Below are 12713 nucleotides of genomic sequence, written 5' to 3'. Positions count from 1 at the left end.
TCCTGCGTGTAAGGGATCAATCTGAAAAAGCCCAACCCAGGCTTTCCCAGATTGACGCCTTACACTCCGGATTCTAACCGCTTGGCTCCGCTCACTCTCTTAGGACAGCTCCTCCAAGCAGACCCCTGCATGTAAGGGATTAGATGAAAAAATTCAAGGACGGGATTTCTCCATCTAACGCCTTACATTTCGGGGTCTAACCGCTTGGCTCCGCTCACTCTCATAAGATGCACCCGATTCCACTCTGTGCTATGATACTTAATAACTATAGAGATAAGGACGGTTTCATGTATACTAACAAATCACGCGTTCACGTTCAACAAGGTGAACGCTTAAAACTAACGATTAAACGACTCGGCATTAATGGTGAGGGCATCGGCTACTATGAACATAAATTAGTATTTGTGCCCGGTGCCCTGCCCACTGAAAAAGTGATTGCCGAAGTGACCGAAGATCTTCACAATTTTATTCGAGCTTCCTTGGTTGAAATTCTTGTGAAAAGTGATGATCGCATCAAACCGGTTGATGATTATGCAAATGAGGTTGGCGGATTTGAATTAGAAAATTTAGCCTATTCCAAACAACTCGAATTCAAACGAGACGTCATCAAAGATTCGCTGGAAAAATATAAACCTGCCGGCTATCGGAAATATCAATTATTGCCAACTATCGGCATGGCAGAACCCATTCATTACCGCAATAAAGCCACCTTTCAGATCCGCAGTGATGGTGAAAAAGTCATCGCCGGTCTGTACAAACACCGCAGCCATACCGTTGTTGATTTAAAAACTTCAGCACTGCAGTATCCTTTAACCATGAAAGTGATGCGAGCCATTGTAGGGATGATTGATGAATTGGGCATTCCGGTTTACGATGAAGAAAAGAATGCCGGTATTATTAAAACAGTCGTTGTTAGAGCAGCAACTGCTACCAATCAGGTACAGGTCACCTTTATTACACAAAGCCAAAAACTTCTGAAGAAACGACCCCTTTTGGAACGAATTGCCAGCGAATTGCCGGAGGTCGTGTCCGTCATGCAAAACGTTAATCCAGGTAAAACATCCCTGGTTTGGGGTGACAAGATGATTCACTTAGCCGGCCGTGAGCGCATTACAGAGGTCTTAAACGGGCTATCCTTTGATCTTTCTGCCAGAGCCTTTCTACAGGTCAATCCTCAAATGACCGAAGTGCTTTACCGAGAAGCTTTTAAAGCGCTGGAATTAACCGGAAAAGAAAAATTGGTTGATGCTTATTCCGGAGTTGGCACTATCGGACTCTCGGTCGCAAATCAGGTCCGAGAAGTTCGCGGTATGGATACCATCAAAGAAGCTGTCGATGACGCCAATGCCAATGCAATTAAAAATGGCATAATGAACGCGATCTACGAAGTTGGCGAAGCTGAAAAGCTCTTACCACTTTGGCTTGAGGATGGCTGGCGGCCCAACGCAATGATTGTTGATCCGCCCAGAACTGGTCTAGCCGATTCATTAATCAAAACCATTTTAGATGTGGCGCCTAAAAAATTCGTTTATATTTCATGTAATCCTTCGACTTTAGCACAGGATTTAGTAAAATTAACGAAGAAGTATCGGGTCATTTATATCCAATCAGTTGATCTGATGCCCCAAACATCACGATGCGAATGTGTTGTAAAATTTAAAAAGAAATAACCATTGAAACACCATCAAGAAGGGAGACAATCATGCAAAATCCATTCGGAAATGGTAATGACAATAACGATAATAACAACGACAATGATCCACGGAATCTGATTCCGATCCCACCCAACTTTGCGACCGTTGTTAATAAAAAGACGGGCCAAATTAGAATTGCCAAAGTCGGACTTTCATTTACAGCGCTCTTCTTTCAAATCCTAGTACCGGTTTTTCGCTCTGATTGGTATAATTTTTTCTGTATGCTCGGCGTTGAAGTCATTGTCGGCATGGGCTTGTCAATGTATTTAGTTCAACCTTTAAACATGACCTTTTATACAGGTGAATCTTTTTTAGGCATTGTTTGGATGCTGATTTATAACATGATGTACTTCAAACATTTATTCAAATTAGGCTATACGCCTGCCGATCAGCGGTCAAAAGAGCTGCTAATTAGCGCCCATTATTTAAAAAATGACCAACAATAAACCATCTAAAAAGACTGGGTCGCATCGCGTTGATATGACGTGATGACGGCTCAGTCTTTTTAGATGACTTTGTTATAGCGCTGTATAAACCTGTTCAAACTCTTCTTGTGTAAAAATCTCAATTCGATCACCGAGGCTCTTTACAACGACCTCGTTTGGTTCAACCGAAGTCGCGCCCCTGGGGGTTACAATTTGGATTTTATTTTTCTTTTTGGTGACATGACTATCAAGTGGCTTGACAAAATTCATCACTTCATCATGATTTTCACCATCATAAACAACATAGCTTTCTTCGATCTTTCGCTTAGCTTTTCCATTATTTTGAATCTTAATCGCCTTCTCACAATAATTTGATCTTTGCTTATTTTACCATTAAGTTCAATTATTTTTAAAGTTTAGTCAAGCGATAGGAACGCGTTGCTTCAATGGCGGCCTGCCAACCCCGATACAGCCGATTTCGTCGACCGGCTTCCATGTTAGGTTCGAATTGTCGACCTGGTTCGGCCAATGCCTTGACTTCATCCAAATTCTTCCAGTAGCCCACTGCTAAACCAGCCAAAATAGCGGCGCCAAAAGCCGTGGTGTTTTCGTCAGCGGCCCGCTGAATCGGAATATTTAGGATATCTGCCTGGAATTGCATCAAATAACTGTTTCGCGATGCCCCACCATCCGCTTTCAAAGCCGGAATATGCATGTGAGTATCCTCTTCCATTGTTTGAATAATATCCTTTGTGCCGTAAGCAATCGACTGCAGGGTGGCCTTGACGAAGTCTTCCCTGGTTGTCCCACGAGTTAGGCCAAAAACAGCGCCCCGAACATCCTGTTCCCAATACGGCGCACCCAACCCATTAAAGGCCGGTACAACATAGACTTCATCATCGTCTGTCGAATTCATTGCAGCCTGTCGGGATTCCGGAACGTTATCAATTAGTTTCAGACTATCCGCTAACCAGCTCATCGCCGTGCCGGCTGAAAAAATCGATCCTTCAAGCGCATACGTGACTTTACCACCGATATTATAAGCAATTGTGGTTAACAGATTATCATCAGAAAGTTCCGGTTTAGTGCCGGTATTCATCATGATAAAAGCACCATCACCATAAGTATTTTTAATCATGCCAGGGTCAAACGCTAGCTGGCCAATCAAAGCAGCCGACTGGTCACCGGCAATCCCCGCAATCGGTACCTCAATCCCGTAAAATTGGTAATTTTTAGTTGTCCCATAAAATTCACTGGAAGTTTTAACGGTTGGTAGAATTGCCCGTGGAATATTCAATAATCTCAAGATATCGTCATCCCAACGGAGCGCGTGAATGTTAAACAGCATTGTTCGACTGGCATTGCTATAGTCAGTCACGTGATATTCGCCACCTGACAGCTTCCAGACCAGCCAGGTATCAACGGTTCCAAAAAGTAATTCACCCTTCTCAGCCCGCTTCTGAGCGCCGTCTACGTGATCTAAAATCCACCGAACCTTGGTTGCCGAGAAATAGGAGTCAATGATTAATCCGGTCTTCTTATGAATGAGATTCGAATAACCATCATCCTTCAACTTTCGAGCCAAAGCAGCGGTTTGTTTGGATTGCCAACCAATTGCATTATAGATTGGGTCACCGGTTTCTTTGTCCCAGACCAACGTTGTTTCACGCTGATTGACAATGCCGATTCCGGAAATATCTTCCGGGTGAATGCCGGCATCGATAAAAGCTGACGAAATCACGTTCAGAACCGATGTCCAAATTTCATTTGGATCAGTTTCTACCCAACCATTGTGGGGGATAATCTGTTTAATCGGTTTAAAGGCTTCAATTACCTTGCGTCCATTATGGTCAAAAATCATCGCTCGGGTACTCGTCGTACCTTGATCAATAGAAAGTACATATTTTGGTCTATCAGTAAGCATCTAATTCCCTCCGATCGTCGGAAACGATTTCATTATTATGAAAAAATAGTACCATGAATCGCGCCGAATTAATTGTTTGACAATCCCATTTTCTTAACAAAAAAGCACATTATGAACTATACCATAATGCACTACTTAGTTCAAATTGCCTAGTAATTAATGATTTAGAAGAATCAGACAACTAGACCAATTAACGTTTTACGTCAACATGAATATCGTCACCGTCGCTTGTATTCAGTTGCTCGTCATAACTAAAGTTAGCGTCGGTAAAGTAATGCTTGATTTCTTTATTAATCTCTTCGAGTGGTCGTTTGTCACCATCCTGACGATTAATCACAATCTCGTATTCCTTTTTATCATCATCGGTGTTGACAAACTTATAAATCACATCGACGGTGTTTAAAATTTCCTGGATTAATTGGCGTTCCGTCATCTCCATGTTCATTTCACCTCACTTGTCTCACTATATATCCACTTTAGCGCTAAATTGAAAAAAGTGACAGTAAAAGTTGTATTGGAGATGAATTTTAAGAAACCAGATCCGAAATTCCCCGGATTGACACCTTACATTTCAGAATCTAACCGCTTGGTTTCGCTCACTCTTCTTAGGACAGTTATGCCAAGCAGCATCGTTCCGTATAAGGGATTGATTTGAAAAAGCCAAGCCCAGGCTTTCCCAAATCAACGCCTTATACTCCAGATGCTAACCGCTTGGTTTCACTCACTCTTCTTAGGACAGCTACACCAAGCAGATCCCTGCATGTAAGGGATCAGGTGGAAAAATCCAAACCCGGGATTTCCCCACCTGACGCCTTACACTTCGGAATCTAATCGCTTAGTTTCGCTCACTCTTTACTTTTTGCTTCTTCCTGCACTATACTTAAGGTTATTATCGAGGTGAAAATGATGACAATTACGTCAAAAGACTTTTCAAACGAATTAATTAATGCTTACAAAACTCAGAAATTAGTGATGCTGATCACCAGCAATGGTCATATTACCGGTACCGTTGCAGCAGTGAACGATGATCGGGCCTATATTAACCGCCCAGCCAAAGGAGTAACTGCCATCAAGCTGAGTGAGATTATTAAAATCAAAGAATTCAATTAACCATAATCAAAATCCCCTTTCAAGAACCAGTTTTTCAACTGGTTTTGAAAGGGGATTATTGTTGCCTTCTGTTGATTAAATTAAGATTAGTTGTGTTTTTCATAAAGAATTTGTTCAAATTTCTTTCGTAACCCTTCTGTCAGTAAAATAATATTCTTGGGTTTGTGGTAAACACCCAAATCAAAGCAGAATCTGATTGGAACGCCCATATTATAATCATCCTCCAAGATGGTTATCTTTTTGGGAGCCACGTGTTCTTCAGCCCCCATTAAAATCGACATTGCTTCTGTCTTATGGGCATCCCAATTTTGGTGATTTTGATGTGCATCCAGCAATTGTTGAGTATTAACTTCATCAATTGCACGGACTAACGTTTTGGCATTGCTGATCTTGTGCTGAACCCCTAAAAAGATGAAGTACCTCCGCATGACAGGAATAACTGAAGTAAAAAAGACGTTAGTGGCCGCAATTCTTTTAGGGAATAACTCCAGTAATACTTCCCTAACCAACTTAGCAGTGTAACGTCGCGGTTCCCGTAACTCATACCGATAGGCTAAACCAACAAATGCCTGTGTGACATACTTTGCAGCTACCTTTTCCGGTTTTGTCAGCTTTTGAAATGAACGAGTCGTTTTAAAGCGACCAAACCAAAGGCGATTTTTTTCGAAGTTTTTTTCTGCTTCAACTTCTGAATATGCTTTTTCCACAAGATCACCTTCTTATCATAAATGTTAACATGATTAATTCAGTAATTGAATCAATTAGACCTGTGATTTAAGGATTGGTGTTAGGTTTGTTTCCAAAGTGTTAACCGCTTTGCTCCACTCACTTTTCCTAGGACAGCTCCTCCAAGTAGACCCCTGCATGTAAGGGATTAGATGAAAAAATCCAGGCCCGGGATTTCCCCATCTAACGCCTTACATTCCGGAGTCTAACCGCTTGGATCCGCTCACTATTTTAGGACAGCTACCAAAAAGCAAGACCACTTCAGATAAGGGATCGATTGGAAAAATCCAGAACCAGGATTTCCCCAATCGACGCCTTATCCTCCGGGTGTTAACCGCTTTTTGTCCGCTCACTATCATTTTCAAACCCAAAAGATTATTATACAATAAGTCGTACTGAAATTTTTGAGGAGATTTAAAAATAAAATGGCTAAAATTCAAGATTTTAATCAGCGGTTTAATTACTTGTGCCTTTCCATCATTATTAATTCTGCTGGAAATGCTCTGGCAATTTCTTCCAATCTGGGAAGCGCTGTATGGACAGCTTCGGCAGTTAATCTTTCCAAGTGGATCAACATTTCGCTGGGGACCACCCTCTTCCTATATGGGATTATCGTCACCATTACCAACCAGCTGATGATCGGTTCGTTTGATCGTCGCAGATTTGTGTCCAACCTGCTTTACACCATTCCATTCAGCTACCTGGTTCAATTTTTTCAATGGATTTTTGATTCCTTAGGAGTGCCTACATATAGCTTTTGGCTACGGCTAATTTTAGATATGATTGGTCTCTTCTGCGTGGCCATGGCCGTTTCCATGTATTCCCGTGAAAATTTAATCATGCACCCAAACGATGACCTGGCCTACATTATTCGGTTTAAATATATCTCGGGCAGCGCGGTCCTATCGCAGTGGTTAAGTTATATTCCACCCGTGATCATTTCAACGTTGGCCTACCTGTTTACCGGCAAAGTTTTTGCGATCGGCTTTGGAACTGCCTTTGCGCTTATTTTCCAAGGCTCTATGATGAAGTGGTCGGATACCCACGCCTTTCCAAAGCTTAAACATCATGTGGACCTTTAAACTAACGATCGAATAAATTCCACAATTTTCTTAAAGGTTTTTTTGGTTTCCGGCAATTTAAACCATAAACTATAATCATGAAACCCATCCTTAAAAGCCGTCACTTCTACTTCAGCATTGGCTGCCTGATTAAGGGCAGCAATAAATTTTCGGTTAACCGGTGCCAATAATTCATTTTCTCCGTAAAAAATTTGAATTTTACCAACTTCTAAATTTTGCGGATTAAATACATCTGACCAATTTTCATCAGTTAAATCAGCAGCGAACTGCCTGCCAATTTGTCGCAGCACTGACAGCGATAACATGACGTCTGTCGCTTCCCGTGCTGCCAGCTCCGGCGCTTCTAATCCCATATCCAACCAAGGAGAAATTAGCGACGTCCCACCGATCTGATCTGCGTGCCGAATCAACACCTGCATGGCCAAAGCAGCTCCAGCGGAATCAGCGACAATAAAAATTGGCAACGACTTGGTCTTGGCAAACTCAAAGGCAGCTTGAGCCGATGCCAAGAGATCAGCAGAGGAATTCGTTGGCAATAACGGGAAATCAACTACCTGCACCAAACTGTTCGCCTTAGTTGCAATTTTAGTAATCATCTCCAGCTGATCTGCATTCATCGGCACGGTAAAAGCACCACCATGAAAATATAAAATTTGATTATCAGGATGATCGGTCGGCTGCAGTGTCACGACCTGGCCATAATTCATCAGATGAATCTGCTGATTAAACTTTTTGTCCGTAAACAAGCTGACTTTTTGATTAGGATGTAAAAAAATATGGTTAACCGTTGTTTTGTAATCCTTTTTTTTAAATTTTTTGAGCAATCTTTTTGCCATGAAACTCATTTCAAACACTCCCAACAATTAAATTTATGTCATAAATGTCATAATTGACGCAAAGATCCATATATATTTCCTAAAATAATCGATAAATTCACAAAATCTTCACAAAAATTTCACTATTTGGAAACAACTCACCTATATAGTTATAGCTGTTGCATGAGGTAAGTAAGTTCACTCATGCCGCAATAAATTAAATCCCCCTTTAATTTAATTTATTACTTTTGTATTCATATTCTTCCCCTAGAATATAGGTATCAAGATAAGACATCCCCGTGTCTTATCTTTTTTTGTGGTGAAAAAAGTAGGAAACATATTACTTTTGTATCAATGTAAGCGTATCACCTTTGCCCCCTTTTTCGACTAAAAAGTGTCCAGCAAGATCATTTAAGCAAAATCCACCCTTTTTGAGGGCGTCTAATGGCTTGCCCTTCAACGGTTTTGACGATCTTCACACTTTCTTCACATTTTGAGCATAATTTCGTTACAATTTTAGAGTACATTATAGACAGTGAAGAGATGTCAAAGAACCGTTAATTAATTTCCACTAAAAACGAAATTCAGGTTATTTTGGCTTCACTTTCATTTCCCCCTCAAATTAATAAAGATATTAGCAAAGAAAAGGTGCCCCCACACCTTTTCTTTTTTGGTTTTAGTTCAAACAATTTCACCATTTGTCAATAGAATTTAAGAAATTTCCGACTGTTTTTCCACTTTCTTAAAGGTGTCGCCAAAGAAATCACAAAATATTCACAGTTTCGTCCTTTTTTGTTTAAATTTATCCTGTATATTAAAAACATGAAGAAGAGATAGGTGATAAATTAACCCCCATTAATTTGTTACTTTTCATATTCATATTCCCCTCAGAATATTGATACTACGAAGCCAAGGCCCCCCAGCCTTGGCTTTTTATTTGGTATAATGTGCTTAAAGTCCATGACAAAGAAGTGAATATTACGAAATATCGGGTAAAATACCAATCACGTTTCAAAAAACATTATCGAAATATGATTCGAGCCAACCGCTATTCCGAAGCCGAATTTAAAGCCATTGAAACCATTCTTACCAGTGGCCGACGCCCTGATGAGCGATATGATGACCACGTTATTAAGAATCGAAAACCGCAACGTGCTTTATTCATTAAGGGAGAATGGTTGCTAATTTACGATTATCAAGGTGACCAAATTCGATTTTTGGATACTGGCCGCCATGGAGATATCTAGATCAACGAAAAGCCGCCGTAAAAGTAAGTTAAAAAATCTACTTTTGTGGCGGCTTTTAACAATCTCCCTTAGGCATACAATACTTTCAAATCACCCAAACTAACCCGGCCGTTTAGATAGACTGTCGGTTGACTTGGATCTACCGTTTTGGTGTTGGCAGAAACGCCACCCAGATACGGATCAATATGATTGACCACATGCCAATAACTGGGGACTGTGATGTTGATATCGCACATATAACCTTCAATATTAATGATTGCCGAATCTCCTTTGATCTTGGCCTTATTAAAATAAATATTCACATCAGCCATTGAGGCTCGAATATCGGCCTGTTTGAAATTTTGGCTTTCAATATACCGGTCCGCACTGCCCATCTGAGCATTAACGTGAATATAGGAGCCATCGTCAGCACCGGTATTTTCAATAAAATTTGGTCGATGCCAGTCATTTCTTTGATCATCCCAGTCAAACCATCGCTGCCACTTTTTCCAGCGTTGCTTATGGATAAGGGGTCTCAAAATTAGTGACAAGCCAATTCCGATCAACAGAGCAATGCCTAAAATTGTCCATGGGACGAGTCGTGTAATTCCGAGTGGTCCTGCGTACAACATCACTAAAAAGGCTGCTGAAAAGACACTGCCAAAAACATTTAAATTGATTAAACAGGACCCTAAAATAATCACTAAAACAATTGTCACCAAAAAAGTCATTAAACTAACGTGGAAGTTTAACCACCCAACTTCAACCGACAACCAGGCCAGAGCAGCCAACAAAAACACCAAACCGGCTAACCAACGTTGTCTAACTGCTTTTCTCATAATTCTACCGTCTTCTTTCTAACCGATCTTTCAGCGCTTTGTAATAGCGCCGAGAAACATAAACCCGCTTTGGGGAGTTTTGAAAACGAACTACTGTACTAGAGAGGGAGTGGGTCAAAGCATAGATTTGATCAAGATTAATAATGGCTGATTTGGAAATTCGTGCAAAGCGCCCCGTCAATAACTCTTCCAGCTCATACAAACGATGATGAATCACGTACTGATCATGACTTGTATGTGCAAGGACCTGCCGCCCGTCCGTTTCAAAAAAGAGAATTTCGCTCAAATCAAGGTAATACTCTGATGCTCCCTTATAAAAGACAAGCGGCTGGTGTTGGCCAAATGATTTTTGAACCGATTGATACAGCGCCGCCACTTGAGCATCATAGTGTGGCGTTTTGATCACGATTTCTTTATCAGTTAATTCATTATCTATTTCCACTCGAACTTTCATGACTTGCATCCACTCCCTATAACCTTATTAGACCATTATAAGCTAAGCCGGTAAATCTATTTTGCGCAAGTGGTGCCTTAATTCGCTTAAGCGGTCAAAAAATTAGCTCTATCAACAACTTTTCAAACAAAAAATCGTGGAATCAAGAGCTGCCTTCCTGCCGCTTAATTTAAATGACAAGAAGTGTGCCACTCAACCACGATTTAAAAGTAATCGAAGAAATAAGTCTATTTTAAGTGTAGGCGATACAGGCGAGCCATCTTAGGCTTTGGAAAAGTTAATTCAAGTGTTTGATTAACTAATTTGTGGGTCGTACTCCGATCCTCGTGAGGATAAAGCTGCTCAACCTGAGTGACTTGACCATAACGGCTTAAATCAATTTGATGATTTTCCTGGTCACCTTTACCCCGCCAAACGGCCAGATAAAGCTCATGATCACCCTTTAAGCCGTAGCTGAACCACGGATCATCCAGTTGACTCAAACCTTCCGGCCAAATTGGCAGCATTGATGGGATTTTATCCCAATAAATTTTATATGTCTTAATTCCTTCTGCAACCAAATCCAACCGATGACCCGTCACTTTATTTAACAACCCACTTTGGTGAATTCGTACTAACATCGCGTTGACCATGTTAAAGATGACTTCCTCTTCATCCCCCTTTTGCAGTGGATAAGACCAAATGGCACATTGCTCTGGTGTGACTACTGAAGCACCCACCGCTGCGATGTTGCCGTTACGAACATAATCGGTTTGATCAGTCATTGATTGGATGCTGTGACGTTGTAACATGGCGTAATCGTGACGCATGCCACCGCTACCACAGTTTTCAATCACCAAGTCAGGATAACGTTTGAAAACGGCATCCAGCCATTTCAGATAAGCCCGATTGTGTTTTAGCAATCCATCTCCGACACTGTCTGAATTTAATTCCGTGCCAATGCCAGTCGTAATGTTGTAATCCATTTTAATGTATCCAACACCATATTGCTTAACCAATCGATCAATGACTTCATCAGCGAATTTTCGGACTGCCGGATTGGTAAAATCGAGGTGATAACGATCGGCATCGATGACTCGCTTACCATGACGCATAAAGAACCAGTCATCTGGCAGCTTATCTGCCAATGGCGACTTGATGCCAATTACTTCTAATTCCAACCACAAGCCAGGGGTTAATCCCTGATCACGAATATATTGAATCAATTTTTCAATGCCACCTGGGAAGCGTTCTTCTGAAGGCTGCCACTCACCAACACTGTCCCACCAATAACCAGGGGCGTACCACCCACAATCGATCACAAAATACTCGCAACCAACCTTTTTGGCTGCATCAATTAGGGGCATCTCTTTGGACGTCGTCGGGTCACCGGACAAGCCATTCATATAATCATTGAAAATAACGGCCAAGCTTTTGTTGTCTTCATTTAACCGCCGAATATTTCGACGATACTGAGTCATTGCGTCTAAAGCCGCTTCATAATCACCGGATAGTTGACCAAATGCCACCTGAGCTGTTGTGAAGCTTTCACCAGCCTTTAAGTTTTTCCACCAGTGATTATCCAGCTCTTCCGGTCCGGAAAGACGAATCGCCAATAAATTACCACGACCAATATCCGTCAATTCATAATGCCAGGCACCATTGTTTTCGATTTGCCAAACTGCCGCCTGATTAGTTTTAGTGTTAACTAAGATGCCATTAGGTGAATATTCGGAACACGACCAGGAAGAATTATTGGTAATACTAATTCGTTTGGTAGAAGCTTGATTCTTTTCACCATCTACCCAATAATCCAAGCCGGCATCTTTTAAAGAATTGGCTTTCCACTGGGCTTCAGCTGTCCAATCGTTGTTAGGAATATAAATCACATTGTCTTCTGAATAGTTGCCGGCCAGATCATTAGCCTGGTTGACCCCACTTAGTGCAAAGGAAGAAACGTATTCGATTCCCAGTGCTTCTGTTCCCACATTCTTAATCTCGACCCAACTTCGAATCACTGGCGTGTTTTGATAAAGCTGATAATAACTGGTTGCTTGCAGTTGCTTAGCATCATCTTCTTGCACGATAGTTAATAACTTGCCATCCGGCCGATCTTCAACATGATGACTGACATATTTTAAATCACGACCAGGATTAGTATCCACAAAGCTCAAGCCCTTGTGATGAAAATCCCTTCCGGTAACTTGAACTTCCACCAATGTCATGTGTTGTTTTAACTCCGGATCAGCCTGAGATAAATCGTTTGTGCCAACAGTGGTTAAAACGACTTTATGATTTTTTAAAATCTTAAAGCCCATTTTGGTTGCATCAGTTTCAATGTTAAATAACGTCACATTTTTCACTCCTATATTTTTAAACTAGCTTTTAAATTAACCTTACAAGTATCATTGTAATCGGTTTCACTTTCGTTTAAAATGG

The 12713-nt window shown here is 41.1% G+C and carries 13 protein-coding genes; 5 read left to right on the top strand and 8 right to left on the bottom strand.

The window, feature by feature from the left end; genetic code table 11:
- Positions 1-251: 251 nt before the first annotated feature.
- A complete protein-coding gene (gene rlmD / locus ED605_RS13335; protein ID WP_121979409.1) occupies positions 252-1670 on the top strand; it encodes a 23S rRNA (uracil(1939)-C(5))-methyltransferase RlmD in 1419 nt (472 codons plus the stop codon).
- 32 nt (positions 1671-1702) lie between these two features.
- Positions 1703-2140 carry a hypothetical protein gene (locus tag ED605_RS13330; protein ID WP_121979383.1) on the top strand — a complete coding sequence of 146 codons (438 nt, stop codon included), beginning with the start codon at positions 1703-1705 and terminating at the stop codon, positions 2138-2140.
- A 72-nt stretch (positions 2141-2212) separates the two neighbouring features.
- Here ED605_RS13330 and ED605_RS14660 read toward each other — a convergent pair whose 3' ends face one another.
- The 3 genes from ED605_RS14660 to ED605_RS13320 form a co-directional block, all read right to left on the bottom strand.
- The gene (locus tag ED605_RS14660) at positions 2213-2389 is read right to left on the bottom strand and encodes a hypothetical protein (protein WP_162919813.1); all 177 of its coding nucleotides are present in this window, start codon (positions 2387-2389) and stop codon (positions 2213-2215) included.
- A gap of 139 nt (positions 2390-2528) precedes the next feature.
- Entirely contained in the window at positions 2529-4043 is a 1515-nt protein-coding gene (gene glpK, locus ED605_RS13325) for a glycerol kinase GlpK (RefSeq protein ID WP_121979382.1), read from the bottom strand.
- 190 nt (positions 4044-4233) lie between these two features.
- Complete coding sequence (locus ED605_RS13320; protein WP_121979408.1) at positions 4234-4476, bottom strand: hypothetical protein; 243 nt, start codon at positions 4474-4476, stop codon at positions 4234-4236.
- Positions 4477-4946: 470 nt separating this feature from the next.
- Here ED605_RS13320 and ED605_RS13315 point away from each other — a divergent pair, with 470 nt between their 5' ends.
- Complete coding sequence (locus ED605_RS13315; protein WP_225419154.1) at positions 4947-5153, top strand: hypothetical protein; 207 nt, start codon at positions 4947-4949, stop codon at positions 5151-5153.
- 86 nt (positions 5154-5239) lie between these two features.
- Here ED605_RS13315 and ED605_RS13310 read toward each other — a convergent pair whose 3' ends face one another.
- Positions 5240-5860, bottom strand: a complete 621-nt coding sequence (locus ED605_RS13310; protein WP_121979380.1) for a hypothetical protein — start codon at positions 5858-5860, stop codon at positions 5240-5242.
- 444 nt (positions 5861-6304) lie between these two features.
- Between ED605_RS13310 and ED605_RS13305 the strand changes: the two genes are divergently transcribed.
- Positions 6305-6961, top strand: a complete 657-nt coding sequence (locus ED605_RS13305) for a YczE/YyaS/YitT family protein (RefSeq protein ID WP_121979379.1) — start codon at positions 6305-6307, stop codon at positions 6959-6961.
- Here ED605_RS13305 and ED605_RS13300 read toward each other — a convergent pair.
- Positions 6958-7806, bottom strand: a complete 849-nt coding sequence (locus ED605_RS13300; RefSeq protein WP_121979378.1) for an alpha/beta hydrolase — start codon at positions 7804-7806, stop codon at positions 6958-6960. The genes ED605_RS13305 and ED605_RS13300 overlap by 4 nt on opposite strands.
- Before the next feature lie 947 nt (positions 7807-8753).
- Between ED605_RS13300 and ED605_RS13295 the strand changes: the two genes are divergently transcribed.
- The gene (locus ED605_RS13295; RefSeq protein WP_121979407.1) at positions 8754-9023 is read left to right on the top strand and encodes a type II toxin-antitoxin system RelE/ParE family toxin; all 270 of its coding nucleotides are present in this window, start codon (positions 8754-8756) and stop codon (positions 9021-9023) included.
- Positions 9024-9091: 68 nt separating this feature from the next.
- On the opposite strand, the gene ED605_RS13290 is transcribed toward ED605_RS13295, so the two are convergent.
- From ED605_RS13290 to ED605_RS13280, 3 genes are all read right to left on the bottom strand, one after another.
- Entirely contained in the window at positions 9092-9841 is a 750-nt protein-coding gene (locus ED605_RS13290; protein ID WP_121979377.1) for a LiaF transmembrane domain-containing protein, read from the bottom strand.
- Between the two features lie 4 nt (positions 9842-9845).
- Positions 9846-10295 (bottom strand): LytTR family DNA-binding domain-containing protein, encoded by a 450-nt coding sequence (locus ED605_RS13285; protein WP_121979376.1) that lies wholly within the window; start codon positions 10293-10295, stop codon positions 9846-9848.
- Between the two features lie 227 nt (positions 10296-10522).
- The gene (locus ED605_RS13280) at positions 10523-12628 is read right to left on the bottom strand and encodes an alpha-galactosidase (RefSeq protein WP_121979375.1); all 2106 of its coding nucleotides are present in this window, start codon (positions 12626-12628) and stop codon (positions 10523-10525) included.
- Positions 12629-12713 lie beyond the last annotated feature (85 nt).

The organism is Lentilactobacillus raoultii, assembly GCF_900411375.1.
Taxonomy (GTDB): domain Bacteria; phylum Bacillota; class Bacilli; order Lactobacillales; family Lactobacillaceae; genus Lentilactobacillus; species Lentilactobacillus raoultii.
Note: the sequence above shows the minus strand (reverse complement) of the source record. Positions and strands in the feature narration are given on the sequence as shown.